The organism is Allobosea sp. 05T422_2 (genome assembly GCF_056396265.1).
Window position 1 is genome coordinate 1 of record NZ_JBFTLD010000179.1, and the last position, 24,728, is coordinate 24,728.

Annotated in this window: 26 protein-coding genes; 12 read left to right on the forward strand and 14 right to left on the reverse strand. The window is 65.3% G+C overall.

The annotated features are described in order from the left end of the window. From AC1DJT_RS24830 to AC1DJT_RS24845, 4 genes are all read right to left on the reverse strand, one after another. On the reverse strand, window positions 1–709 hold a 709-nt coding region (locus AC1DJT_RS24830; RefSeq protein ID WP_476835074.1), incomplete at its 3' end, for a dTDP-glucose 4,6-dehydratase. Next, window positions 710–1,285 (reverse strand): dTDP-4-dehydrorhamnose 3,5-epimerase, encoded by a 576-nt coding sequence (gene rfbC / locus AC1DJT_RS24835; RefSeq protein ID WP_441507473.1) that lies wholly within the window; start codon window positions 1,283–1,285, stop codon window positions 710–712. A gap of 45 nt (window positions 1,286–1,330) precedes the next feature. Next, window positions 1,331–1,861 carry a MarR family winged helix-turn-helix transcriptional regulator gene (locus tag AC1DJT_RS24840; protein WP_441507472.1) on the reverse strand — a complete coding sequence of 177 codons (531 nt, stop codon included), beginning with the start codon at window positions 1,859–1,861 and terminating at the stop codon, window positions 1,331–1,333. Window positions 1,862–1,938: 77 nt separating this feature from the next. Beyond that, the gene (locus AC1DJT_RS24845; protein ID WP_441507471.1) at window positions 1,939–2,427 is read right to left on the reverse strand and encodes an Lrp/AsnC family transcriptional regulator; all 489 of its coding nucleotides are present in this window, start codon (window positions 2,425–2,427) and stop codon (window positions 1,939–1,941) included. Window positions 2,428–2,532: 105 nt separating this feature from the next. Between AC1DJT_RS24845 and AC1DJT_RS24850 the strand changes: the two genes are divergently transcribed. From AC1DJT_RS24850 to AC1DJT_RS24895, 10 genes are all read left to right on the forward strand, one after another. Next, on the forward strand, window positions 2,533–3,717 hold the full coding sequence (locus AC1DJT_RS24850) for a diaminopropionate ammonia-lyase (RefSeq protein ID WP_441507470.1): 1,185 nt from the start codon (window positions 2,533–2,535) through the stop codon (window positions 3,715–3,717). 7 nt (window positions 3,718–3,724) lie between these two features. Beyond that, entirely contained in the window at window positions 3,725–4,879 is a 1,155-nt protein-coding gene (locus tag AC1DJT_RS24855; RefSeq protein WP_441507469.1) for an MFS transporter, read from the forward strand. Window positions 4,880–5,012: 133 nt separating this feature from the next. Then, window positions 5,013–5,630: a glutathione S-transferase family protein gene (locus AC1DJT_RS24860; RefSeq protein WP_441507539.1), complete on the forward strand. Its 618-nt coding sequence runs from the start codon at window positions 5,013–5,015 to the stop codon at window positions 5,628–5,630. 57 nt (window positions 5,631–5,687) lie between these two features. Continuing rightward, a complete protein-coding gene (locus AC1DJT_RS24865) occupies window positions 5,688–6,848 on the forward strand; it encodes a M20 aminoacylase family protein (protein ID WP_476835075.1) in 1,161 nt (386 codons plus the stop codon). A 44-nt stretch (window positions 6,849–6,892) separates the two neighbouring features. After that, window positions 6,893–7,693, forward strand: a complete 801-nt coding sequence (locus tag AC1DJT_RS24870; RefSeq protein WP_441507467.1) for an aldolase — start codon at window positions 6,893–6,895, stop codon at window positions 7,691–7,693. 174 nt (window positions 7,694–7,867) lie between these two features. Continuing rightward, window positions 7,868–8,056, forward strand: a complete 189-nt coding sequence (gene napE / locus AC1DJT_RS24875) for a periplasmic nitrate reductase, NapE protein (protein WP_441507466.1) — start codon at window positions 7,868–7,870, stop codon at window positions 8,054–8,056. 10 nt (window positions 8,057–8,066) lie between these two features. Continuing rightward, entirely contained in the window at window positions 8,067–8,576 is a 510-nt protein-coding gene (gene napF, locus AC1DJT_RS24880; protein ID WP_441509141.1) for a ferredoxin-type protein NapF, read from the forward strand. Then, window positions 8,569–8,847 (forward strand): chaperone NapD, encoded by a 279-nt coding sequence (locus AC1DJT_RS24885; protein ID WP_441509137.1) that lies wholly within the window; start codon window positions 8,569–8,571, stop codon window positions 8,845–8,847. The genes napF and AC1DJT_RS24885 overlap by 8 nt, the downstream gene beginning before the upstream one ends. Further along, window positions 8,844–11,627 carry a periplasmic nitrate reductase subunit alpha gene (napA, locus tag AC1DJT_RS24890; RefSeq protein WP_476835076.1) on the forward strand — a complete coding sequence of 928 codons (2,784 nt, stop codon included), beginning with the start codon at window positions 8,844–8,846 and terminating at the stop codon, window positions 11,625–11,627. Before AC1DJT_RS24885 ends, napA begins: the two co-directional genes overlap by 4 nt. Window positions 11,628–11,639: 12 nt before the next feature. Next, complete coding sequence (locus tag AC1DJT_RS24895) at window positions 11,640–12,353, forward strand: cytochrome c3 family protein (RefSeq protein ID WP_441490404.1); 714 nt, start codon at window positions 11,640–11,642, stop codon at window positions 12,351–12,353. A gap of 96 nt (window positions 12,354–12,449) precedes the next feature. Here the strand turns inward: AC1DJT_RS24895 and AC1DJT_RS24900 are convergent, their stop codons facing one another. The 4 genes from AC1DJT_RS24900 to AC1DJT_RS24915 form a co-directional block, all read right to left on the reverse strand. Continuing rightward, window positions 12,450–13,529 carry a M48 family metallopeptidase gene (locus tag AC1DJT_RS24900; protein ID WP_476835077.1) on the reverse strand — a complete coding sequence of 360 codons (1,080 nt, stop codon included), beginning with the start codon at window positions 13,527–13,529 and terminating at the stop codon, window positions 12,450–12,452. A 23-nt stretch (window positions 13,530–13,552) separates the two neighbouring features. Further along, a complete protein-coding gene (locus tag AC1DJT_RS24905) occupies window positions 13,553–14,704 on the reverse strand; it encodes a YjgN family protein (protein ID WP_476768878.1) in 1,152 nt (383 codons plus the stop codon). 248 nt (window positions 14,705–14,952) lie between these two features. Further along, on the reverse strand, window positions 14,953–15,894 hold the full coding sequence (ctlX, locus tag AC1DJT_RS24910; protein ID WP_441490407.1) for a citrulline utilization hydrolase CtlX: 942 nt from the start codon (window positions 15,892–15,894) through the stop codon (window positions 14,953–14,955). Further along, window positions 15,894–16,943 (reverse strand): ornithine cyclodeaminase, encoded by a 1,050-nt coding sequence (locus AC1DJT_RS24915; RefSeq protein ID WP_441508999.1) that lies wholly within the window; start codon window positions 16,941–16,943, stop codon window positions 15,894–15,896. Before AC1DJT_RS24915 ends, ctlX begins: the two co-directional genes overlap by 1 nt. Window positions 16,944–17,076: 133 nt before the next feature. Between AC1DJT_RS24915 and AC1DJT_RS24920 the strand changes: the two genes are divergently transcribed. Continuing rightward, complete coding sequence (locus AC1DJT_RS24920; RefSeq protein WP_043242225.1) at window positions 17,077–17,502, forward strand: Lrp/AsnC family transcriptional regulator; 426 nt, start codon at window positions 17,077–17,079, stop codon at window positions 17,500–17,502. A gap of 195 nt (window positions 17,503–17,697) precedes the next feature. Here the strand turns inward: AC1DJT_RS24920 and AC1DJT_RS24925 are convergent, their stop codons facing one another. The 4 genes from AC1DJT_RS24925 to AC1DJT_RS24940 all read right to left on the reverse strand — a co-directional run bounded on the left by AC1DJT_RS24925 (window position 17,698) and on the right by AC1DJT_RS24940 (window position 22,370). Beyond that, window positions 17,698–19,047 (reverse strand): patatin-like phospholipase family protein, encoded by a 1,350-nt coding sequence (locus AC1DJT_RS24925; RefSeq protein WP_441509000.1) that lies wholly within the window; start codon window positions 19,045–19,047, stop codon window positions 17,698–17,700. A gap of 151 nt (window positions 19,048–19,198) precedes the next feature. Further along, a complete protein-coding gene (locus AC1DJT_RS24930; RefSeq protein ID WP_476835078.1) occupies window positions 19,199–20,593 on the reverse strand; it encodes a sensor histidine kinase in 1,395 nt (464 codons plus the stop codon). Next, on the reverse strand, window positions 20,590–21,264 hold the full coding sequence (locus AC1DJT_RS24935) for a response regulator (protein ID WP_476835079.1): 675 nt from the start codon (window positions 21,262–21,264) through the stop codon (window positions 20,590–20,592). The genes AC1DJT_RS24930 and AC1DJT_RS24935 overlap by 4 nt, the downstream gene beginning before the upstream one ends. A gap of 176 nt (window positions 21,265–21,440) precedes the next feature. Then, window positions 21,441–22,370 (reverse strand): transcriptional regulator GcvA, encoded by a 930-nt coding sequence (locus AC1DJT_RS24940; protein WP_476835080.1) that lies wholly within the window; start codon window positions 22,368–22,370, stop codon window positions 21,441–21,443. Between the two features lie 105 nt (window positions 22,371–22,475). Here AC1DJT_RS24940 and AC1DJT_RS24945 point away from each other — a divergent pair, with 105 nt between their 5' ends. Beyond that, entirely contained in the window at window positions 22,476–22,691 is a 216-nt protein-coding gene (locus AC1DJT_RS24945) for a DUF1127 domain-containing protein (protein ID WP_069877934.1), read from the forward strand. A 133-nt stretch (window positions 22,692–22,824) separates the two neighbouring features. On the opposite strand, the gene sorB is transcribed toward AC1DJT_RS24945, so the two are convergent. Together sorB and sorA are read right to left on the reverse strand one after the other, a co-directional pair. Then, window positions 22,825–23,148: a SorB family sulfite dehydrogenase c-type cytochrome subunit gene (gene sorB, locus AC1DJT_RS24950; protein WP_476770658.1), complete on the reverse strand. Its 324-nt coding sequence runs from the start codon at window positions 23,146–23,148 to the stop codon at window positions 22,825–22,827. An 11-nt stretch (window positions 23,149–23,159) separates the two neighbouring features. Next, a complete protein-coding gene (sorA, locus tag AC1DJT_RS24955) occupies window positions 23,160–24,380 on the reverse strand; it encodes a SorA family sulfite dehydrogenase catalytic subunit (RefSeq protein ID WP_476770659.1) in 1,221 nt (406 codons plus the stop codon). Window positions 24,381–24,728 lie beyond the last annotated feature (348 nt).

Genomic DNA, 24,728 nt, shown 5'->3' on the forward strand with positions numbered 1-24,728 from the left:
GGCAAAGCGCGCGTGCATGATCCTCGACATGGAGCCAGTCGCGTACCTGACCGCCATCGCCGTAAACCGGCAATTCCTTGCCCTCAAGCGCGTTCAGGATGACGAGCGGGATCAGCTTCTCCGGGAAGTGATAGGGCCCGTAATTGTTCGAGCAGTTGGAGAGCACGACAGGCAGCCCATAGGTGTGGTGCCAGGCACGCACGAGATGGTCGGAAGCGGCCTTCGACGCAGAATAGGGCGAGGTCGGCTGATAGGGTGTCGTCTCGCTGAACAGACCTTCCGCGCCAAGCGAGCCGAAGACCTCGTCGGTCGAGACATGGTGGAAACGAAAGCTGGCCTTCGCGTCCTGCGGCAGGGCTCGCCAATGGTCGAGCGCCGCCTGGAGCAACACGAAGGTTCCGACGACATTGGTCTGGATGAAGGCGCCCGGCCCATCGATCGAACGGTCGACATGGCTTTCCGCCGCAAGGTGCATCACGATATCGGGCCGAAATGACGCAAAGGCCTCGCGCATGGCGGCGAGATCTCCGATATCCGCCTGCAGGAAGGCGTAGCGCGGAGTGGTCTCGACCGGCTTCAGATTGTCGAGATTGCCGGCATAGGTCAGCTTGTCGACGACCAGCACCTGATGCGGCGTCTCGGCGACAAGGTGCCGGACCACAGCCGAGCCGATGAAACCGGCGCCGCCGGTGATGAGAAACCGCGTCATTCAGGCGCCCTCATAGACGAAGGGGCTGGCAAAACCGGTAAAACCGGGCAGCTTCGCGTCCTTCTCGGACAGTGTCGCGGCCCCGGCTACCACTGGCCAGTCGATGGCAAGCGCCGGATCGGCCCAGAACAAGCCGCCCTCGCTCTGCGGCGCATAGGGCGCGTCGACCTTGTAGGCGACCTCGGTGCCGGGTTCGAGCGTGCAGAAACCATGGGCAAAGCCGTGCGGCACGAAGAGTTGCTCGGCACCGTCCGCATTGAGCAGCACCCCGCACCAGCGCCCGTAATGCGGCGAGCCGCGCCGGAGGTCGACAGCGACGTCGAAGATCGCGCCCTTGAGCACGCGCACGAGCTTGGCCTGGGCAGCGGGCGCAGTCTGATAATGCAGGCCCCGAACGGTGCCGACCTGCGCCGAACGCGACTGGTTGTCCTGAACGAAATCCGGCGCGATCCCAGCTGCCGCGAAAGGCTCGCGGCTATAGGTTTCCATGAAGTAGCCGCGGTCGTCGCCGAAACGTCGCGGCCGGACCAGTACGGGACCAGGAATGGCGAGAGGCGCGAAGGTAAAATTGGACATGAGGTCTCCTGCCTGGCCGCAGGTAGTCTTGCCKCCGCCCCCCTGTCAACGACGCGCAGCCGCCGCCTCGGTGACATCATCAGGCGAAAATTCGCGCAGCTCGGGCAGCCGCGCATGGATCCGCCGCAACAGGGCGGTCAGCCCGGCAATCTCCTCGGCGGAGAAATCGGCCAGGATCAGGTTCTCGCGCTGGAGGGCAACCGCGATCAGGCGGTCATGCAGCTCGTAGCCACTCTGCGTCAGCTGCAGAACCTGCCGGCGCGCATCGCGGCTATCCGCATGTTCGCGGACATGACCGGCCCAAACCAGCGCCGCCACGGCGCGGCTGACCGCCCCCTTGTCGAGGCTGATGACCTCGCAGATGCGCTGCGCCACGATACAAGGCTCGATCGCGAGCTGCGAGATGATGCGCCATTCCGTGACGCCGACGCCGAACAGATCGAGATAGAGGCGGGACGAACTGCGCGACCAGGTGTTCGAGATCGTCGTCAGGAAATAGGGCAGGTAACCCGCAAGGTTGAGCACCTCCCGGTCCCCGTCCCCGCCCTCGGCCTTGCGGCGCCTCGTCGAAACCATGCTGCGCCCACGATCGATCCCTGGAGGGCCCACCAAATCCGGGATGGCGGCGTTCGGCAAGCGGAGTCTGCCGCAGACTATTCCGGCAGCGGAACCGCGAGCCCGACCTTGACGCGGTCCATCGCGACGAAGGTGCGGAACTTCCTGACATTGTTGTTGCCGAAGAAGAGCCGGCGCGTCAGCGCCTCATAGGCCGCCATGCTCGGCACCAGGATGACGAGCACAAAATCCGCTTCGCCAGTGACGTAGTAACATTGCTGCACCTCAGGTGCTGCGGTGAATTCCTGCTTGGCGGCGTCGATCAGGTCGGCACGCTCGCTTTCCAGCTCCACCTCGACGAAGATGGTGATCGCCTGTCCGAGCCGGGTAGGATCGACGAGCGCGACATTGGCCTGGATGACACCCGTCTCCTCCATGCGCTTGATCCGGCGCTGGACGGCGGGCGCGGACAGGTTGACCGCTTCGCCGATCACACGCTGCGGCGTCGTGTTGTCGCGCTGCAGGATGCGCAGGATCGCGAGGTCGAAATTGTCCAGCGTGACTGCTGGCGAAGGGGATCGGGTCAAGAGGAGCGCCCAACGAAACAAACTTGCATTTCAGGGGACCAAACACAGCGGTCTTTTCGCCATGATTGCAATATCCATTCGTTGTACCAGCGCGCAGGAGCGGCGATGTTTCTTCCCAACCACCACCCCGACCGTCGCAAGGCGCTCGATCCGATCGATGCCGAGACCCTGAGCATCGCCGCGGCCGCCGAGGTCGAGCGCCATCTGAGCTATCGCGAGAACCACGTCGAGACACCGCTGCATGCCCTGCCAGCCATGGCCGCCGAGCTCGGGGTCCGTGCGATCCACGTCAAGGACGAAGGCCATCGCCTCGGCCTTGGCAGCTTCAAGGCACTTGGCGGCGCCTATGCCGTCTTCCGGCTGGTGCTGGAGGAGGCGAGCAGGAAGCTCGGGCGGCCAGTCGATATCGCCGAGCTGAACAGCCCCGAGGTCCGGGCCGTAGCGGCGGGGATGACGGTCGCCTGCGCCACTGACGGCAATCACGGCCGTTCGGTCGCACAGGGCGCCCAGCTCACCGGGGCGATGGCCGCGATCTTCGTGCATGCCCGAGTCAGCGACGAACGTGTCGCGGCGATCGCACGCTTCGGCGCGACGATGATCCGGGTCGAGGGCACCTATGACGACTCGGTCACGGAAGCCGCCCGCGTCGCGGAGAAGGAGGGCTGGACAGTCGTCTCCGATACTTCCTGGCCAGGCTATGAACGCATCCCCGGGCTGGTGATGCAGGGCTATACGGTGATCATCCGCGAAGCACTGCGTGAACTCGCCGAGCCGCCCACGCATGTCTTCGTGCAGGCAGGCGTCGGCGGCATTGCCGCTGCGGCTGCGGGCTATCTCGCCAATGCGCTCGGCGACCAGCGTCCCGTCTTTGTGGTGGTCGACCCTGCGCGCGCGGCCTGCATCTTCGAGACGGCGAAGGCCGGCCATCCGGTCAAGGTCGTTCATGGCGAACCGACCGTGATGGCGATGCTCGAATGCTACGAGCCCTCGCCTATCGCCTGGCGTGTCCTGTCTCGCGTCGCCGACGGCTTCATGACCGTCGAGGACGAGGATGCCATCGCGGTGATGAACCGGCTGGCGCGGCCCGCTGGCAAGGACCCCGCCATCGTCTCCGGCGAAAGCGGTGGTGTCGGCCTGGCCGGCGTCATCCGGGTTGCGGCTGATCCCACGGTCAGGAAGCAGCTTGGCCTCGACGCGACCTCCCGCGTTCTCGTCATCAATACCGAGGGCGCGACCGATCCCGAACGCTATGCCGAACTGACCGGCCTGCCGGCACGAGCCGCCCAGTAATGCGACGATGAACGCGCGCATCGCCATCGAGGCCCGAAAGGCGCCGGGACGGGCGGAGCAGGCCGCGACCCGCATCGCCTTCTTCGTTGCCGGGCTCGGCATCGCCGCATGGGCACCCCTGGTGCCCTATGCCAAGCTGCGCATGGCTCTCGACGATGGCGCGCTCGGATTGCTGCTGCTCTGCCTCGGCGCCGGCTCGATCCTGGCCATGCCGCTATCGGGCGCGCTGGCTTCGCGGTTCGGTTGCCGCCGCGTGCTGATTAGCGCGGTGCTGCTCGTCGCTTTCATGCTCCCGGCTCTCGCGACCGCCGCGCACCTGCCGCTGCTCGGCCTGGCACTGTTCGTCTTCGGAGCCGGAATCGGTTCGCTGGATTGCGTCATCAACATCCAGGCCGTGATCGTCGAGCGAGCCAGCGGGCGCAGCATGATGTCCGGCTTTCACGGTCTCTTCAGTCTCGGCGGCATCGCCGGAGCGGCCGGGGCCAGCGGGCTCCTGATGCTGGGTGCGACGCCGCTCCTCGCCACGCTCGTCGTCGTCGCGATCCTCCTTGCCGCGATGGCCTGGGCGGCCTCGGGGCTCCTGCCCTATGCCGGCAAGGGCGAAGGCCCGGCCTTCGCCATTCCGCACGGCATCGTGCTCTTCATCGGCGTGCTCTGCTTCGTCGTCTTCCTGGCCGAGGGCGCCATGCTCGACTGGAGTGCCGTCTTCCTGACCGATCTGCGCCGGGTCGATGCCGCTTATGCGGGACTTGGCTATGCKGCTTTCGCCAGCACCATGACGATCGGCCGGCTGACCGGCGACCGCTTCGTGCACCGCCTCGGCCCCCAGCGCATCATCGTCTGGGGCGGCCTCTGCGCAGCGGCAGGTCTCGTGCTCGCAACGCTTGCACCATCCTGGCTGGCAGGCCTCGCCGGCTTTGCGCTCGTCGGGGCGGGCTGCTCGAATATCGTGCCGGTTCTCTACACGGCGATCGGCAGACAGAACGCGATGCCCGAGCATATCGCCGTGCCCGCGATCTCGACACTGGGCTATGCCGGCATCCTTGTCGGCCCCGCGGCAATCGGTGCCATCGCCCAAGTCGCGAGCCTGCCCATTGCCTTCCTGGTCGTCGCGACGCTGCTCATCGGCGTCGCAGCCAGCGCTCCGCGGTTGCGCACATGAGTTTCGCATCCCTCGCAGCGCCGCAAAGCGCGCCCGTTGGAGGCAGACCATGACTGCGCTCTCGACGAGTCCGGTTCATCATCCCGTTTGGCAAGGCACGCAAATGAGTACGGCATCAGAGCTGACGCGAACGATGGACCTGATCTACCAGACTCATTCGCCCTATGCGCGCAAGGTCCTGGTCTTTGCCCATGAAGCGGGTCTCGCCGGACAGCTGCGCGTCGTCCACCAGGAGACGAGCCCGACCAACCGGAACGACGACGTCTTCGCGGTCAACCCGCTCGGCAAGGTTCCCGTCCTCGTCCTCCCCGATGGCGAGGCGATCTTCGATTCGATCGTGATCTGCGACTATCTCGCGAGCCTCGACGGCGGCAGCCGGCTCATTCCGCAGGGTGGGCGGGCAAGATGGTCCGCGCTTCGCGTGCAGGCGCTCGCCCAGGGACTGTGCGACGCTGGCATTGCGCTGCGCTGGGAAACCGTACGCCGCCCCGAGGCCCTGCGGTATGCGCCCCTGGCGGAGGGAATGACGGCGAAACTCGTCGAATCCTACGATTTTCTCGAACGCGAGGCGGATTTCGACGCGCCACTCCATGTCGGCCATATCGCGCTTGCGACCGCCCTTTCATGGCTGGAATTCCGCGCGCTGCCCGCCTTCGAGCCTGGCCGGCCACGGCTGGCCCACTGGTATAGCTCCTTCTCGGAACGCCCCTCGATGCGCGCCACGCTCTATGACGGCGAGACGCATGACTGATCGCCAGGCCAGTTCGCCCGGCGGCCGCCCCCCGGCTTCACGATGGTGGAGAGAGACATGACCACGCTCGACCCGAACGCCCTCGAACGCGAGATGACGGGGTGGCGGCGTGACCTGCACGCCCATCCCGAATTCGGCTTCGAGGAGAAGCGAACCTCCGCCTTCGTCGCGGCCAAGCTCAGGGAGTTCGGCCTCGACGATGTGGCCGAGGGCATCGGGGGCACCGGTGTCGTCGGCACGCTGAAGCGCGGCAGCGGCAACCGCGCCATCGCGCTTCGGGCGGATATGGACGCGCTGCGCATCAGCGAGCAGGCCGAGCACGCCCATCGCTCGCAAACGCCCGGCACCATGCATGCGTGCGGCCATGACGGGCATACCGCCATGCTGCTTGGTGCGGCAAAGCTGCTGGCGAGCGAGGGCGGCTTCGACGGTACCGTGCGCTTCCTCTTCCAGCCTGCCGAGGAATGGGGCAGAGGCGCGCTCGCCATGCTCTCCGACGGGCTGATGGAGCGCTTTCCCTTCGAGGAGATCTATGGGCTGCACAATGCGCCGGAATTGCCGGTCGGTCAGTTCCAGACACGCGCCGGCTCGATCATGTCGGCGGAGGACAATTTCGAGATCGTGCTCAAGGGCATCGGTGGCCATGCGGCGCGTCCGCATGTCGGCAATGAGGTCCTGATCGCCGCCTGCGCGCTCGTCACCAGCTTCCAGACCATCGTGTCGCGGCGGCTCAGCCCGACCGATATCGGCGTCGTCTCGGTGACCGAACTCATCACAGACGGCACGCGCAACGCCCTGCCTGGCCTCGCCCGCATCCTCGGCGATGCCCGCAGCTTCCGGCCGGAGGTCAGCGCCGAGATCGAGAAGCAGATGCGCATCATCACGGACGRAACGGCGCTCGCCTATAACGTCTCGGCCGAGGTGACCTATACGCGCGAATTCGTGCCGCTGGTGAATGACGAGGCGCTGGCGGCAGAAGCCCTGACGGCCGCGAGAGGCGTGTTCGGCGCGGAGAATGTCGCCACCGCGCGCGAGCCGATGACCGGCTCGGAGGATTTCGCCCGTTTCCTCGACCATGTGCCGGGCTGCTTCGCCTTCGTCGGCAATGGCCCCTCGGCGCCCTTGCACAATCCTTGCTACGACTTCGACGACGCCGGCCTCATCCATGGCGCACGCTTCCATGCCGCAATCACGCGGCAGCGCCTGCGCCCTGCCTGACCAACACCCGTCGCACCTGCCGCTTGCCGATCCGGAGCTCCCCCATGGCCCACTCCCTCACACCCGGCTCTACCGCCCCCTTCAGGGAGCCCGGCCCGAACCAGCCCGCCCTCGACGCCGACGCCGTCTGGGAGGCGCGCGCCGATCTCGCCGCCTGCTTCCGCATGGCGGCGCGCCATGGGCTGGAGGAAGGCATCTGCAACCATTTCTCGGCGCTGGTGCCGGGCTATGACGACCTCTTCATCGTCAACCCCTATGGCTGGGCCTTCCGCGAGTTGACGGCCTCGAAGCTGCTGATCTGCGATTTCCACGGCAACGTCGTCGCTGGCGAGGGACAGCCCGAGGCGACGGCCTTCTACATCCATGCCCGCATCCACAAGGCGCTCCCCCGCGCCAGGGTCGCCTTCCATACCCATATGCCCTACGCGACCGCGCTCTCGATGACGGAGGGCGAGCCGCTGATCTTCGCCGGCCAGACCTCGCTGAAATTCTACGGCCGGACCGCCGTAGACCGCGATTACAATGGGCTTGCGCTCGACGAGAGCGAGGGCGACCGCATTGCCGGCGCCATCGGCGACGCCGACATCGTCTTCATGAAGCACCACGGCGTGATGGTGCTTGCTCCGACGATCGCCGAGGCCTGGGACGATCTCTACTATCTCGAGCGCGCCTGCGAGGTGCAGACGCTGGCGCTCTCGACCGGGCGCAAGGTCCTGCCCGTTGCGCCCGCGATCGCCGAAGCCGCCTGTCGCCAGATGCGCGAAGGCGACGCGGAATCGGCAAGGCTTCACCTCGCCTCGATCAGGCGCACCCTCGATCTCGAAGAGCCGGCCTATCGCAGCTGAGCGAAGAACGCCGGTTTCGTCCATCCATGCGTGCGGCGCGGTCCATCGACCGCATGAAACAACTCGACAAGAGCCGACAGGCGGCGCTAGCTTCCCTAGAAGGAATGTAAGGTATCCGGTGGGCCGGTACGTTGGTACCAGCGCCCAATCATAGTCGCGGGAGCTGTCACCGTGATGTCCGATGGTGCCAAGGCTGAAACTGGGGCCACATTCAGGCCTGCAACGCGACGGCAGGAGTTCCTTGCCTTCATCGTCCTGGCGATCCTGATCTGGCCGGTCATCGCGGTCGGCGTCGTCGGCGGCTATGGTTTCCTGGTCTGGATGCTGCAATTGGTCTTCGGACCGCCCGGCCCACCACGGTGAGGGCCCGGCCATGGCAGAGCACGGGATCGATCTCGGCAGACGTGGGTTCCTGAAGGGGCTTCTTCCCTCGGAACCGGACGTCATTCGTCCACCCTGGTCCCTCGAAGAGACAATCGCGAGCGCCTGCACGGGATGCGGCGCCTGCGTCAGCGCCTGCCCGCAAGCGATCATCAGGCTCGATGCCCGGCAGAGGCCGGAGATCGATTTCAGCTCCGGCGAATGCAGCTTCTGCGGCGCCTGCGCCGCAGCCTGCCCGGAGCCGGTCTTCGATCGCGGGCGACCTGGATTCCAGCACGTTGCCGTGATCGGGGACACATGCTTTGCCGCACGCGGCATCGTTTGCCAGAGCTGCGGCGATGCCTGTCCGGAAGCGGCGATCCGTTTCCGACCGCGCCTTGGCGGCCCTGCCCTGCCTGTACTGGCAACCACACAGTGCACCGGCTGCGGTGCCTGCATCGCGGCCTGCCCGGCCGCCGCCATCGGAACGCGCCCCACGGCGGCGGAGGCAGCCCATGCCTGAAGCCCAAGCGGCCCGCACCATCCATATTTCCAGCGCCGTCGTCACCGCCTTCCCGGAGCATTGCGACGCGGTCGTGCGCCAGATCAAGGCCCTGCCCGGMACCGAGGTTCATCGTGTCGAGAACGGCAAGATCGTCATCGTGATGGAAGCCGAGAGCACCGGCGAGATGGGTAGCAGGCTCACCGGCATCGCACTGATGGACGGCGTGCTTTCGGCAAACTTCGTCTTCGAACAGATCATCGCCCTCGACGACACTGGAGCTGGATCATGACCCTATCCCGTCGCGAGATGCTGAAGGCGCAGGCGGCGGGCATCGCCGCTGCCGCCGCCAATATGAGTCTCCCCGCCGAAGCACAGCCTGTCGCCGGCGGCGTCGACACGCTGGAGATCACCTGGTCGAAGGCGCCCTGCCGCTTCTGCGGCACGGGGTGCGGCGTGATGGTCGGCGTCAAGGAAGGCAAGGTCATCGCCACCCATGGCGACATGAAGGCCGAGGTCAATCGCGGCCTGAACTGCGTGAAGGGCTATTTCCTCTCGAAGATCATGTACGGCGCGGACCGGCTGACGCAGCCTCTGCTGCGCAAGAAGGGCGGCGTCTACGCCAAGGACGGCGAGTTCACGCCGGTTTCCTGGGACGAGGCCTTCGACGTCATGGCCGCCAAGGCCAAGCAGGTCCTGAAGGACAAAGGGCCGACCGCGCTCGGCATGTTCGGCTCCGGCCAGTGGACGATCTGGGAGGGCTATGCCGCGACCAAGCTGATGCGCGCCGGCTTCCGCTCGAACAATCTCGACCCGAATGCGCGCCACTGCATGGCTTCTGCCGCCTACGCCTTCATGCGGACCTTCGGCATGGACGAGCCGATGGGCTGCTATGACGATTTCGAGGCCACAGATGCCTTCGTGCTCTGGGGCTCGAATATGGCGGAGATGCACCCGATCCTGTGGACGCGCGTCGCCGACCGCAGGCTCGGCCACCCCCATGTCAAGGTTGCGGTGCTCTCGACCTTTACCAACCGAAGCGCCGACCTCGCCGATATCCCGATTGTCTTCAAGCCCGGCACCGATCTGGCGATCCTCAATTACATCGCCAACCACATCATCACGACCGGCCGCGTGAACAAGGACTTCGTCCAGAAGCACACGAACTTCGTCAAGGGCGCGACTGATATTGGCTATGGCCTGCGGCCCGACGATCCGCGCGAGGTCAAGGCGAAGAAGGCCGAAGATGTCGGCGCGACCTCGCCGATCGACTTCGAAGCCTATGCCGCCTTCGTCAAGGACTACACSCTSGAGAARGTCTCGGCGCTGACSGGGGTSGAGCCCGGCTTCCTGSARSARCTGGCAGAGCTCTATGCCGAYCCSAAGCGCAAGGTCGTCTCGYTCTGGACSATGGGCTTCAACCAGCATGTCCGCGGCGTCTGGGCGAACCAGCTCGTCTACAACCTGCATCTGTTGACCGGAAAGATCTCGGAGCCCGGCAACAGCCCCTTCTCACTGACCGGGCAGCCTTCCGCCTGCGGCACGGCACGCGAGGTCGGCACCTTCGCCCATCGTCTGCCCGCCGACATGACTGTGGTGAATCCCGAGCACCGCAAGCACGCCGAGGAGATCTGGCGGATTCCGGCCGGCACGATCCCGGAAAAGCCCGGCTATCACGCGGTCGAGCAGGATCGCATGCTCAAGGACGGCAAGCTCAATTTCTACTGGATCCAGGTCAACAACAACCTGCAGGCGGCGCCGAACAGTGCCGGGGAAACCTACCCGGGCTATCGCAATCCAGAGAATTTCATCGTCGTTTCCGACGCCTACCCGACCGTGACGGCCATGGCCGCCGACCTGATCCTGCCCGCCGCCATGTGGGTCGAGAAGGAAGGTGCCTATGGCAATGCCGAGCGGCGCACCCATTTCTGGCACCAACTCGTCAAGGCGCCCGGGGAGGCCCGTTCCGACCTCTGGCAAATGGTCGAATTCTCGAAGCGCTTCACCACCGACGAGGTCTGGCCGGCCGCCCTTCTCGATGCCAATCCCAACTATCGCGGCAAGACGCTGTTCGATGTGCTGTTCAGGAATGGGCATGTCGACAGCTTCGCTGCAAGTGAGGTCGACCCCGCCTATGGCAATCTGGAGGCCAAGCATTTCGGCTTCTACGTCCAGAAGGGACTGTTCGAGGAATATGCCAGCTTCGGCCGCGGTCACGGCCATGACCTGGCGCCGTTCGACACCTATCACGAGGTCCGCGGGCTGCGCTGGCCGGTGGTCAACGGCAAGGAAACTCTCTGGCGCTATCGCGAAGGCCTCGACCCCTATGTGAAGCCGGGCAAGGGTTTCGAGTTCTACGGCAACCCCGATGGCAAGGCGCGGATCATCGCCGTGCCCTACGAGCCGCCGGCGGAATCGCCGGACAACGAATATGATCTCTGGCTGGTGACCGGACGGGTGCTCGAGCACTGGCATTCCGGCTCGATGACGATGCGCGTGCCGGAGCTCTTCAAGGCTTTCCCCGGCGCTCGCTGCTTCATGCACCCGGACGATGCCCGCAAGCGCGGGCTCAACCAGGGGGCGGAGATCCGGCTGATCTCCCGCCGCGGCGAGATGCAGACCCGGGTCGAGACGCGCGGGCGCAACCGCATGCCCCAGGGCGTCGTCTTCGTGCCATGGTTCGACGCCAGCCAGCTCATCAACAAGACCACTCTCGACGCGCCGCCGATGGGCGCCGTCAACGTGCCGCCGCTCGACCGTCCGATCGTCGACGACGTCAGGCGCATGCGGAACTACCCGGAACAGCCGCCGATCATTCCGCATTCGATCGACGGCTATCAGCTGACGCTGAACACCAACCGCTGCATGGATTGCCACAAGCGGGAGTTCACCGAGGGCTCCGGCGCCCCGATGATCAGCATCACCCATTTCCAGGACCGGGACGGACAGGTGCTCTCGGACGTGACCCCGCGGCGCTATTTCTGCACCGCCTGCCATGTTCAGCAAACCGACGCCCGCACGCTGGTGCCGAATACGTTCCAGGACGCAAACACGATTGGCCGCAAGCGGTAACGGGGCGCCGACATGGGCAAGCTGAAGGCTCTCTTCCTGCGCGCGTGGAACCTCGCGGTCTGGTTCTGGCGGGTCATCAGCCGGCCCAGCGCCTATCTGTCCCTGGGGTTCCTGACGCTCGGCGGCTTCATCTGCGGCGTCATGTTCTGGGGAGCGTTCAATACGGCGCTCGAGGTCACCAACACCGAGAAATTCTGCACCTCCTGTCACGAGATGCGCGACAACGTCTATCAGGAGCTGACCCAGACGGTTCATTTCTCGAACCGCTCAGGCGTGCGGGCCAGCTGCCCCGATTGCCATGTCCCCCATGAATGGACCCACAAGATCGCCCGCAAGATGCAGGCCTCGAAGGAGGTCTGGGGCAAGATCTTCGGCACCATCTCGACACGCCAGAAATTCCTCGACCACCGGCTGGAGCTCGCCAAGCATGAATGGGCGCGGCTGAAGGCAAACGACTCGCTGGAATGCCGTAACTGCCATTCCACCGTCGCGATGGACTTCACCAAGCAGACGCGCCGGGCAGCCGAGATCCACAGCCGCTTCCTGATTCCGAAGGAGAAGACCTGCATCGACTGCCACAAGGGCATCGCCCATCTCCTGCCCGACATGACCGGTATCGAGCCCGGCTGGAAGGAAGCCCCGGAGCTCCAGGGCAAGGGCAGTGCCTCCTGGCATGGGCCAGAGCGGGAATTGCGCGCCTATCTCGCCAGCATCGAGACGCGCTGAACAGACAGAGAGACCATCGAAGGGCCTGATCGCGGCGCGATCCTGGAGCGTTCCCGCGACAGTTCGAATGGCAGAACAGCCCGCCCGCCGTGCTGTTCAGGGCTTGGACCCGACACAGATATCCTTCAACGCCTGCCATTCCACATCGGTGAGGATCGCCGGTCCGGTCGTCGGGCGGTCGAGGCGCTTCATGCGGTCCAGCCGCTCGGCGCTGAGCGGATGGCTGTCCAGGATCGTGCCGCGGCTGTCGCTGCCGGTGATCCGCACGAGGAACTCACCCAGGGCAGCCGGCGATCGCCCGAGCCCGGTCATCGCCGCAACCGCAAAATCATCCGCGCCGCTTTCCGCATCACGCGAATGCGACGCGTCGAGGATCGAGCGGGCGCCAAAGATCACTGCGCCGCTGCCGGTGATATCGCCGAACAGCAAGCCAATCAGAAAGGACGTGCCCCCGGTTTGAATCAATTGGCGAAGGCCGTCGCGACGATGGGCATGGCCCAGCTCATGCGCAATCACGCCAGCAATCTCGTCAGGATTCTGCGCCTTCTGCAGCAGCCCTTCGAACAGATAGATCTTGCCGCCCGGCAGTGCGACGGCATTGGGAATGGCCGATGACAGAACCTGCGCTTCCATCGGACTGGAAACGCCTCCTGCCTCCCTCAGCCTGTCCACCATCTTCGCGAAGGCGCGCTGTCCCGCCGGCTGGGCGCAGACATGGCCACCCATGAGTGCACGCACCTGCTTGTCCACGGCATCGCCCAGACGCTTCTCCGCCGCTATGGGGACCAGTGGCGCAAGCCGGTCGGCGAGGAGCGGAATGCCGTAAAGCGTGATCAGCAGGATCGAACATGCGGCGGCCAGCGACCATCCGACGATGCGCCAGGTCTGGCTGCCGCCGCTTGCGAGATCGAGCGCTCCGCAACGGGCAAGCAGTGTCTGCGCCGTCGCCTCGTCCGCGACCTCCAGCCGGGCGAGAGGCAGGGCCGACACGGCACTCAAGCGCAGGGTAGCTTGTCCGTCCGCCCGGCGAATGTCGTCATAGGGCCAGGACGCGATGACGAGGTCATCCTCGGCGATCTCAAGCTTGCGCGAAAACCGCAGCGCGACCCGGCGCTTGCGGTTGGAGCTGCCGTCGAAGAAGACGGCTGGATGTTCGGACTGCCCGTTCGAAGTCATGATGCGGGATCGGTCGCACCCCGTCATAGGCCGCCAATGTCGAGGCTGTCGGCAAAGCCTTCGCCCAGCGCACCAACGGCAGCACCCTGACCGGTGACATCGTCGGCAGCAGCCAGGTTGAGCACGCTCGTCCGTCCCGCGATCTTCGCCCAGATGTCGCGGGTGAGGTAGATTCGGACCACCGCGCCGAAAGCGATCGCCGCCACCAAATAGCCCACCCCCAGAGCGAGCAAGACCAGCGGATGCTGCATGGCCACCCGAATGCGCTCCGCGCTCCCTCCTGAGAGGTAGGTTGCCCCGACGGTTACGCCCACCAACCACAGCCCCAGCACGAGCACCAGCAAGAGCGACCAGCCGACGACTTTCCAATAGCTGCTGATCAAGTCGCTCCGCTCGAGATCGGAGCGGAACGCCACGTCACCGAAACGAATACCCGAGACCCACCAGCGCCATTCGATCGCTTTGTACGCGCCATAGAGAAACGGCAGCGGGATCAGGAGCACCGCCGCCGGCAAGGCCAGAAGCCAGAGGAACCAGGCCTGCTTGAAGAAGTCGCTGCCGGTTCCCTCGAACCGGCCCTGCAATGTACCATAGGAGGTATGGCGCATCTTGAAGCGTTCGAGTGCCGCCTGCCGCCACGGCAAGGCCAGTCCGGCGGTCAGCAGGACCAGCAGAGACCATGATCCGGCGCGCCAGCTATAGCCCCAGCCCGATCCGCCCATCCCGAATCGCAATCCGCGCCAGACCGTGCGCGTGACCCGGTAACGTCGCGCGCGGTAGAGCGCGAATTGTGAAAACAGATAGAGGAACAAGAACAGCGGAATGCCGGCCAGCGTGTCGATTCCTCCGGCTTCGGGGCCACCGAGAAAAGAGATCAGAAGGAGCGGCACCAGGAAGCCGACCAGATAGCCCGGCACCAGAATGGCCATCGCGATCAGGAAGCCGATCAACAACTCCTTGGCTCGGCCGGTATATTCCACGGGGTCGCCGCCGACCGAGGTATTCGACCACAAATGCCGTCGGATATCGGTTGCAAGCCAGAACCGGTAGAAGCCGAGCGTGACCAGCTCCAGCAATGCGCCGCGCGTCACCAGCCGCCGGAACACTGGTCGCTCACTGGAAAACATCACCCGGTCGACCCGCGGCGTGGCAAGGTGCGAGGTTGTCTGGTGCATGGCGAAGCTCGCTATCACGTCAGATTCGACGGAAACTTGTCCGGCACATCCATAGCAGCTGCGTCAGCCGCCGAAATAGCCACAACCGTGAGTTTAGTCAGGAATTTATATGACAGGTTAATCTAGCGCTGACGTAGCGTCTGAGCGGGTTCAAGCGACACTCCGGGGCTCCACAGCAGGCAGCCGCCTGGCAGCGATCCGATCGAGAATGGCGCGGTCTCGTCGGAAGACAGACGCGCTGAACAGGCTCAGGCCGCTTGAAGCGCTCCGCGCGCTGCGAGATGGATGCCCGCCAGCATGCAGCGCACCGAGCCACCGGCGAGTTCGATGGTCGGCACGTCGAGCGGCAGCAGGGTCGCAAGACCCTCCAACGTCGCACGCTGCTCCGGGCGCAGAGCCTGCAAGGCGCGTGACGACAGCGCCACGACGCGACCGTTGCTGCCCTGCAGCTCGATTGCATTGCCGGCGAACGCGTTGATCTGCCCGTGGTCGAGATCGATGATGATGCGCCCCTGGGCCAGTCGCTCCGCAATCTCGTTCCGGCGCGCCGCATCGCGAATGGTGGCCAGCCCGATCAGGCAGAAATCCGTGCCGACGCACATCAGGACATTGGTGTGATAGATCGCCCGGCCCGCCGCATCGACCGCATCGAAGACCACCGGCTCGAAATTGAAATGCGTGCAGAAGCGCTCCAGCGCCACCTCGTTGGTGCGGTTCGAACGCGCGGCATAGGCGACACGCTCGATGTGATCGAGCACCATCGCGCCGGTGCCTTCGAGATAGACCCCGTCCTGCTCCAGCCCGGAATAGTCGATCACGTCCTGGACGCGATAGCGATGCTTCAGCATCTCGATGACGTCGTGCCGCCGCTCCTTGCGCCGGCTCGGCGAGAACATCGGATAGAGCGCAACATGGCCCCCGGAATGGGTCGAGAACCAGTTGTTCGGGAAGACGGAATCCGGCGTCGCGTTGCCCTCGTCCTCGAAGAGATGCACGGCGATGCCGGCTTCCTCCAGCCGCGCCGCAGCACGCGTCACTTCACGATGCGCTTCGGCGGCGATGGCGGCGGCGCTGCGCGCAGCATCGGTGCCCTGAAAGAGATTATCGGCGGCCGTCGCCGGGTTCGGGCTGAAGTGATGCGGACGGATCATCACGACGCTGCGCGCCGCCTGGACGGAGAGCTTTTGCATCATCGCGCCCCGAGAAACGCACGAGGAGCAGCGACCGGCGCGCTCAGCAGGCCGAACAGGTTGCGCGGATCTTCCGGCTCGGTGAGGAGGTCGATCTCGTCATAATAGTCGGTGCCCTCGACCTGATCGCGCAGATAGCGCAGGGCCGAAAAATCCTCCGTGGCGAAGCCGACGGAATCGAAGATGGTGATCTGGTCCTCGGTGCGGCGCCCCTTGGTCTCGCCGATAATCACGCGCCAGAGCTCCGTGACCGGGAAATCCGGCTCCATCTGCTGGATCTCGCCTTCGATCCGGGTCTGCTCTGGAAACTCGACGAAGACATCGGCGCGCAGCAGGATGTCGCGCTGCAGTTCGGTCTTGCCGGGGCAATCGCCGCCCACCGCGTTGATGTGCACGCCGGCCCCGACCATGTTGTCGGAGAGGATCGTCGCCTTGAGCTTGTCGGCGGTGACGGTGGTGATGATATCGGCGCCAAGCACGGCCGCTTCGGCGCTGCTCGCTACCTCGATCTCAAGCCCGTGCCCCGCGAGATTGGCCCTGAATTTCGCGGTCGCAGCCGGATCGATATCATAGACCTGCAATCGCCGGATGCCGTTCAGCGCCTTGAAGGCCAGCGCCTGGAACTCCGACTGGGAGCCGAGGCCGATGATCGCCATCACCGCGGCATCCTCACGGGCGAGATAGCGGGCGGCGACGGCCGAGGTCGCCGCGGTCCGTAGCGCCGTGGTGATCGTCATTTCGGAGAGCAGGCGCGGATATCCGGTCTCGACATCGGAGAGGACGCCGAAGGCCGTCACCGTCTGCAGGCCGGTGCGCGTGTTCTTGGGGTGGCCGTTGACATATTTGAAGCCGTAGAGCTCGCCGTCGCTGGTCGGCATCAGCTCGATCACGCCGTCGGCAGAATGGCTGGCGACGCGCGGCGCTTTCTCGAACAGGGACCAGCGCCGAAAATCCTCCTCGATGTAGCCCGCAAGGCCAATCAGATAAGGCTCGATGCCGATGGCAGCGATCAGCCGAACCATGTTCTCGACGCCTACATACTGAACCATTGGTCGGCCCTCCTGCGATATTTTCTGGAATGGAGGGCATTCTAGCCAATGCAATTTGCACACTGAATTGCGAACAAGTTCAGATATGTGCAATTTACCGATCAAATCGCTCACTTCGAATAGACAGATTGCCATGCATATCTTCGACGAGCTCGATCACCGCCTGATCGCAGCGCTACGAGAGGACGGGCGCGCCCCGATCTCGAAGCTCGCGACCATTCTCGGCGTCTCGCGCGCAACGGTGCAGACCCGCCTCGACCGGCTGATCGAGTCGGGCGCGGTGCTCGGTTTCACCGTGCGCTCCCGGCAGGATTATGACGACAAGGCCATTCGGGCGATCATGATGATCGAGGTCACAGGCCGCTCGACGACCGCGGTGATCCGGCAGATGCGCGGCCTGCCGGAACTGCATTCGCTGCACACGACCAATGGAACCTGGGACCTGATCGCAGAGATCCGCGCCTCCAGCCTCAGCGATTTCGATCGCGTGCTGCGCGAAGTCCGCACCATCGACGGCATCCTCAACAGCGAAACCAGCATTCTGCTCAGCTCGGTATAGCCGGCGGGGAGAGCTCTCTGCGCAGCAGGGGGGGTAGGCGTCTTCGCACCCAACCGACATCCCTCCATCAAGGCCCTCCCGGCGCGACAGCAGCGCAGCCAATAGCGGCCCCGGCCCACCACGACGCAGCGCGCGAGCCGGCAGAGAAGAAAACGGCGGGTTGGGATTGCCGGGCTCTGCTGTTGCCGAAGGCATTCAGCCGTGGGGCGGGCCATCGCGCCGCGCCGGTTTGATGAAGCTGCGATAACCTTCGTTGCCGAGCAGCAAGGTTCGCCCCAGGCCCGCGAGAAAATCGACATCGCCGGATTTCAGGCTGAGCGTGTTGTGCAGTTGGAGAATGTGAGCCTTCTCTGCCTGCCCGCTCACATCCGCGAGGGACAACCGCACCACGCTGACATCGAGCCTTCCGCACCCGGCCTGTGCTCCTGCCCTGCCGCAGCGCCAGCGAACCAGCCGGTCACGCCAGTGCGCAGCCTCCCCTTCCAGCGCGTCAAGGCTCATCCGGCTGGCGCTATCGATCATCGCATCGGCAGCCGCAACGATCGCCGACGGCGCTGTCGGGCCCTCGACTGCGCTGGACATCTCGCCACCGACACGCGTGGAGGCGTCGGCCACGATGATGATCAGGCGCTCGAGATGCCGCGCGGCAGCGATGCCCAGAGGTTCCGGCGCAGGCTGCTTGAGCGACCTGATGAGATTTCGCACCGCAAGATTGTCGACGAGGCCGCCGTCAAGCAGCTTGAGATAGCGGAGATCCGGCGCACTGGCGTATCGCGCCTGGGATTCCGCAACATGCCTGTCGAACTCGGAGCTCCCGGTAGGATGGCGGACCGCGGCCGGCGCATTTCGGGCAACGGGGCAGTCCCCGGTGAAATTCTGGAGGACGACCGGAGCGAAGGCGACCGGCACCGCGGACGAGGCCGCGACCGCGTGCGCCAGGGGAAAGCGGTCATAGTCGCTGCAGATCGAGCGAAAGCTCGCCCGATCGAACGGGAACGGCGCCCGATTGTAGAGATCCGTCGCGTGCAGCAGCAGCCTTGGTCGTCCGCGTTGACCGAGATCGCCCATCGTCGCGCCGCCATAGAGGCTGGCATCCAGCCAGGCCGCAAGACCGGAGAGATCATTCACGCCGCCATGATAGGCGCGCAGCAGGTTCTCGGGCGTATAGGCCATGCGCAGCGACGCTTCTGCGTCCTGGTCGAGAAAGGCGCGGCGGAACTCGGGCAAGGCTCGCGGCCCGTGCAGGGCCAGATGGGCGGCAAGAATGGCTCCACCGGAGACACCGGCGACCACGCCAATATCGTCGGCGAGCCTGCGCGTCTCATCGCCCGGAGACGGCTGTTCGGCCAATGCCGACAGCACGCCATATCCGAAGGCCGCGGACCGCGCTCCTCCGCCCGAGAATGCGAGGATCACGCCGGTGCGCGCCGGAACTCCCGCAGACAGCCGCACTGCGGGAGCGGGATCATGCATTAGCGGCGCGTTCGAGGGCAGGTTGGCGGGCGCGGCACACGCTGCAGTCCAGAGCGCAAGCATCGCCGTCATCAAGAGGGGGCGCCGCGCTCTGGCGACACGCCCGCAGCGAGCAGCAACAGTCAGGAAACAGGCTTTCAACGATGCCGGCCTTCTCAGCCGCGACAACGTCTCCGCACGATGCGTGACCATTCGCTGGCCAGCGACATCTCGCCCGCGTGGGTTATGTCAGCATTATGCCCTGGCAGGAGGGATCAACCGCGGGCGGCGGCAATGTAATCCGCAAGCGCGCGCCGGACGCGGCCGGGTCGAGGGCGGTGATCTGGCCGGAATGGCGCCGAACGATCTCCTGGACGAGGTGCAGCCCCAATCCCGCTCCCCGCTCGCGCGGCGCCAGCCGGCAGAACGGCTCGAAAATGCGGTCGCGCTGATCGACGGGCACGCCAGGCCCCTCGTCGGCGACCTCGATCGTCCGCTCGCGCCCGACAGCGATCGTGATCGTGCCGTGGCGTCCGCCGTGCTGGATTGCGTTCTGCACGAGGTTGGCCAGCGCCCGTTCAAGCGCGGACTGGTCGCCCCATGCTGCAACCTGGTCGGCCTCAGCCTCGAAGGCCACCTGATAGCCTGAGGCGATCGCCAGCGGCGCGAGATCGGCGGCGACACGCCGGCCGATCGTCACGACGTCGATCCTGGCAAAATCCTTKGTGCTGTGATCGATCCGTTGCAGGTCGAGCAACTGCTCCGCCATGACGGCAAGCCGCGCTACGTCTTCGTAAAGCCGCGCCCGCTGAGCCGTATCCGGCAGGATATCGAGCCGCGTCTGCAAAATCGCGATCGGCGTCCGCAGCTCATGTGCAGCATCACCGAGAAAACGCTTGTGCCGCACATGGCCTTCGTCGAGCCGCTGCAGGGCGCGGTTGACCGCAGCGACGACCGGGGTCAATTCGCTCGGGGTGGCGTCGGTCGGCAGGCGTTCGCCGTGCCGTTCGATATCGATCCGCTCGGCCTGCTCCGCTACCTTTCCAAGGCCGGCAAGCRCCCTGCGCACGACGATGGGCGTCGCAATGATCGTCGCCAGCCCCATGACCACAAGGGCCGGAAGAACGAAGCTCATGAAGACGATCAGGAGCCCCTGAACGAGCCAGCTCAGCGGCGCCTCTTCCCCCGGTCCGGTTGCAATCTGGATCTGCCCCGCGGCGCCATCGACCCAGCGGATCAGTGCATTCGTGCGCGGGGGATCGCCAAGATTCCAGCCGAGCCTCGCAACCCCGACATCGTCGAGCGCGTCGTCGATGCGTGCGAAATGGGGCGGCGGAGCTCCCTCGGTCAGCGTATGGCCAAGCCGGTCGCGCACGATGAACCAGAGATCGGGAACATCCGACCGCAGCTTCGCCAGCGCCGGCGTCGTTTGCAGGACAAGCCTGCCGGCAGGATCGCGCGTGACCGCGCTCTTCAGCACATCGACCGTCACATCCTCGGATTCGAAATTGAACAGATGGCCGCCGAGGTAGAGCGCACCGATGACCAGGACGACGAGCAGCGAGAGCGTCGCGGCCTGCAACGCGAGGAGGCGCCGGACGAGGCGCCATTTCAGCGAATGCGCGCGCGGCCAGGTCATGCCGCGTGTTTGAGGAGATAACCGACGCCGCGAATTCCGTGAATCTCGAGGCCGGCCCCCGCCTTCGTCAGCTTCCGACGCAGGTTCGACACATGCATGTCGAGCGCATTCGATTGGATTTCGTCATCGAAGCCGTAGACCGCCTCCTCCAGCGCGGCACGCTGCACCGTGCGCCCACGTCGGCGCAGAAGAGCCTCCAGCACCAGCAGCTCCCGGCGCGGCAAATCGAGCCCAACCCCATCAATGGTCGCGCAGCGATCATGCCAATCATAGTCGAGGCGCCCTGCCCGTATCCGATCGGGAGCCATCACCGGCGCACGGCGGAGCACGGCTCGCAGCCGAGCCAGCAACTCGTCGATCGCAAACGGCTTGGCGAGATAGTCATCGGCTCCGATGTCCAGGCCCTTGACCCGGTCCCCGAGGTCGCCCCGCGCGGTCAGCACGATCACCGGCGCGATCTGCTTGCGGGCACGAAGCCTCGGGATCAGCGTCAGGCCGTCGCCGTCCGGCAATTGCCGGTCGARCAGAATTGCGCTRTGCGCCGCAGTCGCGATCGCCTCCTCCCCTTCCGCCAGCGTGGTGACATGGTCGACGACCATGTCGTGCTGGGCCAGGGCTGCGCGGAGCGCCGCCGCCATTTCCGGCTCGTCTTCCACCAGGAGAATGCGCATGGCTAGGACAGGCTCGCTTTGACCMAGCCTCTCCTGACGCAGCAACATTGCCGCGAGGTTGCGCGCATTCGAAGTCCCCCTGGACGAGAGGGTGCTTGCCAGGTTCCGGCGAGACGATCCGCTCATTCCGGCCGCCCTGGATCGCGGCGCAGCCTACGCCCTTCCGGGATCGCAGGTCATGGTGTCACCACCGCGCGATGGGCGGCAGCTTCGCCCCATATCCAGGCCCGAAAGGCCGCAATGGCCGGCCTTTCGGCGGAGATCTCGGGGCAGACCAGATAATATTGATGTGGCCCTCTGACCTGATGCGGGAAGGGCCGGACGAGGCGACCCGCATCAAGATAGTCCCCGATCAGGACATTGGTGGCGAGGGCTATGCCCTGGCCCGAAGCGGCCGCCTGCAAGGCGAGGAACATGTGCGAGAAGCTCGGCCCTCGCGTCGCATCGATGTCAGGCAGCCCAACCGCGGACAGCCAGCGCGGCCAGGTGACATAATCGAGTATTCCATCCGGGATCTCATGCAGCAGCGTGTGATGGCGCAAATCAGCGGGCTCCTGCAGGGGCCGGTCGGGATCACCGAGCAGGGTGGTGCTGCAAACCGGAAAGAAATTCTCCTCCATCAGCAGGTCCGAGCGCAGGCCGGGATAGRGGCCGCGGCCGGAGCGGATCGCCACGTCCACATCCTCGCCGTCGAAATTGGTCAAACCCGTCGAGATCGAAACGCGCACCTCAAGATCGGGGTGACGCTCCTTCAGCGAACCGAGGCGGGGGATCAGCCAAGTGAGGGCGAAGGTCGGCAATGTGCTGACAGTCAGAATACCGGGCGCATCAGGCCGTAAGGCGCGCKCCGTGGCCTCGTTGAGCTGATCGAGCAGCAGCGAAACGGTCGCGGCATAGCGTTCCCCGACCGCCGTCAGGGCGACGCCCTTGCTCGGCAGGCGCGTAAAGAGAGGGCGGCGCAGCCAGGCCTCAAGCGATCTCACCTGCTGGCCGACCGCACTGGCGGTGACGGCGAGTTCGTCCCCGGCCTTCTCGAAGTTGAGGTGCCGGGCCGCGGCTTCGAAAGCGCGCAGAGAGGTCAAGGGCGGAAGGTGGCGGCGCGTCATGGGGAAGCGAAGGAAACCTTGGGCTGAAGCCAAGAAGTTCGCATTTGCTTGGACCCCAGGCAAGGAGCAGATTTGCTGGCGAAACCTGAGACAAGGGAGGCCGTCATGTCGACCAGGCCAGCCATAGAAAACCTTCTGCCACTCCCTGCCGCACCGTCGATTCACGGCCTGTCGCGCCTGCTGCTCCGTCTTGAAACCTGGCTCAACGCCAAAGCCAGCGCACGCGCGCTCTACCGCATGGATGACCGTGCATTGTCAGATATCGCGCTCTCCCGCAGCGACGTGGAGCGCGTCAACGCCACGGTCCGACTGCCGGATTGACGGCTTTGCCGGCAGAGTGCCGGGTTTCTGGAGGACGCGGCGGCGACGGGGTCTTTGCGCGGCTTGATCGTGCATCGTGAAGCCGGGATCACAGTCAGGCCCGTCGCAACCGAGACGCGCGGCCCTTCGTTCCTCAATAGGTTTTGGCCAGGTATTCGGCGATCGCCTTGGCATCGGCCTCGTCGATCGGGGCGCGGTAGACCTTGATCATCTTCTGCACCTCGGCGTCCCAGAAGGCCTGCCCCTTCTTCGGCGGCTGGAAGTTGACGTAGTCGACCGAGTGGCACGACATGCAGTTGTTCTTCGCCGCCTCGAAGCCGGGACCGGGGCCCGGCTTGAGCACCGCCGTTTCAGCGGGCAGTTGATAGGTTTTCGGCATTGCCAACGCCACCCCGGCCAACGCCACGCCGACAAGGCAGAGCCCGAAAGCCGACGCCCCAATGAAGCGCAAGGTCATGACCACCTCCATCACGCGGCCGTCACGCGCGTCGTCTCGACGACATTGCGCATATAGCCCGCCGGATTCCACAAGGGCTCGATCGGCTGCGATTGGCCGATCCGGCTGGTCGCCCTGACCATCAGCACATGCTCACCTTTGGGCAGCCGGACCGCTGCCTTCCATTCGCGGAAAGAGTATTTTCCGAGATTTTCGCCAAGCGTCGCCGCAAGCCAGGTTTTCCCACCATCCGGCGAAATCGCGACATCGGTGACGCCATAGCCGCCGTCAAAGGCGATGCCGCGCAGCATGACATCTGCATTGGCCCTCACCGTTGCCCCGTTCTGCACGCTGGTGATGAAGGAGCGGACGCTGAAGCGGTTGATCGGCACGGTCGCGGTCGGCGCCTTGCCGGGCTCGGTGCAGGCACAGGCATTGGCGGGGATGCGATAGGCCGACGTCATCCAGAACCCATCGAAGGCCTTGTCGAGCACAGCGATCTCGCGGAGATGCTTGACCCAATAGGTTCCGAAATAGCCCGGCACCACCAGGCGCACCGGGAAACCATTGAGCCAGGGCAGATCCTCGCCGTTCATGGCGTAGGCCAGCATGACCTCGCCGTCGCCGGCATGGTCGATGTCGAGCGCCTTGATGAAATCCGGCGTGTCGGGGATCATCGGCCCGTCGAGGCCGTCGAAGGACACCTGCACCGCCCCGGCCTGGACACCCGCCTTGTCGAGCACAGCCTTGAGCGGCACGCCCCTCCAGCGTGCATTGCCCATCGCACCGTTGGCGAGCTGGCCGCCGGCGACGCGCGGATCGAACAGGCCGCGGCTGTTACCGGAGCACTGGTTCACGGCGATGATCTCGGCTGGCTCGAACCCCGTCTTCAGTTCCTGAAGCGAGAGCGATAACGGCTTGTCGACCTTGCCCGTGATCGCGATGCGGAAGGCGTCCGGATCGATCTCGATCGGGATATCCGCCAGATGATAGCGCACGAAGAACGCATCGTTCGGGGTCAGAAGCCCGTCATTGAAGACGCCGAACGGGGTTTCGAGCTGGGGCGGGCGCGCCGTCAATTCAATCAGCGGGCGTTTGCCGGGATAAGCGACGAGCGACCGCTCGCCATTGTCAAAGGGTAGCCTCACCGTTTCGGCCGCGAAGGCAGCAAGACCTGCGCCCTCGCCCACTGCCACCCCCAGCCCCAGCACGGCGCGCCCCGCCGCTTTGAGCATTTGCCGTCTGTTGAACATGGCGCTCCTCCGCAGGACATATTCCTGGCGAATAGAAAGGCACGCAGGCTCGGTTCGTGGTTCTACGCGACTGAAGCGCCGCGGCTCAGGCAGTGCGAACCCGGGGCCGCTCGGCAGCCCGCTTCGTTGGTCCGCGATCAATCTAATACAGGTAAGGGCCGACCGCCACGGCTGGGATGCCGGAGACATGCCACACAGAACCGGGGCCGTCGCGCGGACGAATCGACGTTTTCAACAAAATGCGAATCGGCTGTTGACACCCGAAACCTGATTCGCTTAAACACTGCTCATCGAGACGGCGCCGCCGCTGGCGGGGCCGCTCTACTGCGCTTCATGAGAGCTTCGGGC

What these genes read in the sequence shown, in the direction of transcription:
- AC1DJT_RS24840 (WP_441507472.1), bottom strand. Translation starts at nt 1,861, where the DNA reads ATGGTTTCGACGAGGCGCCGCAAGGCCGAGGGCGGGGACGGGGACCGG.
- AC1DJT_RS24850 (WP_441507470.1), top strand. Translation starts at nt 2,533, where the DNA reads ATGTTTCTTCCCAACCACCACCCCGACCGTCGCAAGGCGCTCGATCCG.
- AC1DJT_RS24905 (WP_476768878.1), bottom strand. Translation starts at nt 14,704, where the DNA reads ATGCACCAGACAACCTCGCACCTTGCCACGCCGCGGGTCGACCGGGTG.
- ctlX (WP_441490407.1), bottom strand. Translation starts at nt 15,894, where the DNA reads ATGCAAAAGCTCTCCGTCCAGGCGGCGCGCAGCGTCGTGATGATCCGT.
- AC1DJT_RS24945 (WP_069877934.1), top strand. Translation starts at nt 22,476, where the DNA reads ATGTCGACCAGGCCAGCCATAGAAAACCTTCTGCCACTCCCTGCCGCA.
- AC1DJT_RS24870 (WP_441507467.1), top strand. Translation starts at nt 6,893, where the DNA reads ATGGCCCACTCCCTCACACCCGGCTCTACCGCCCCCTTCAGGGAGCCC.
- AC1DJT_RS24895 (WP_441490404.1), top strand. Translation starts at nt 11,640, where the DNA reads ATGGGCAAGCTGAAGGCTCTCTTCCTGCGCGCGTGGAACCTCGCGGTC.
- sorB (WP_476770658.1), bottom strand. Translation starts at nt 23,148, where the DNA reads ATGACCTTGCGCTTCATTGGGGCGTCGGCTTTCGGGCTCTGCCTTGTC.
- AC1DJT_RS24860 (WP_441507539.1), top strand. Translation starts at nt 5,013, where the DNA reads ATGGACCTGATCTACCAGACTCATTCGCCCTATGCGCGCAAGGTCCTG.
- rfbC (WP_441507473.1), bottom strand. Translation starts at nt 1,285, where the DNA reads ATGTCCAATTTTACCTTCGCGCCTCTCGCCATTCCTGGTCCCGTACTG.
- AC1DJT_RS24925 (WP_441509000.1), bottom strand. Translation starts at nt 19,047, where the DNA reads ATGACGGCGATGCTTGCGCTCTGGACTGCAGCGTGTGCCGCGCCCGCC.
- napF (WP_441509141.1), top strand. Translation starts at nt 8,067, where the DNA reads ATGGCAGAGCACGGGATCGATCTCGGCAGACGTGGGTTCCTGAAGGGG.
- sorA (WP_476770659.1), bottom strand. Translation starts at nt 24,380, where the DNA reads ATGTTCAACAGACGGCAAATGCTCAAAGCGGCGGGGCGCGCCGTGCTG.
- AC1DJT_RS24920 (WP_043242225.1), top strand. Translation starts at nt 17,077, where the DNA reads ATGCATATCTTCGACGAGCTCGATCACCGCCTGATCGCAGCGCTACGA.
- napE (WP_441507466.1), top strand. Translation starts at nt 7,868, where the DNA reads ATGTCCGATGGTGCCAAGGCTGAAACTGGGGCCACATTCAGGCCTGCA.
- AC1DJT_RS24900 (WP_476835077.1), bottom strand. Translation starts at nt 13,529, where the DNA reads ATGACTTCGAACGGGCAGTCCGAACATCCAGCCGTCTTCTTCGACGGC.
- AC1DJT_RS24915 (WP_441508999.1), bottom strand. Translation starts at nt 16,943, where the DNA reads ATGGTTCAGTATGTAGGCGTCGAGAACATGGTTCGGCTGATCGCTGCC.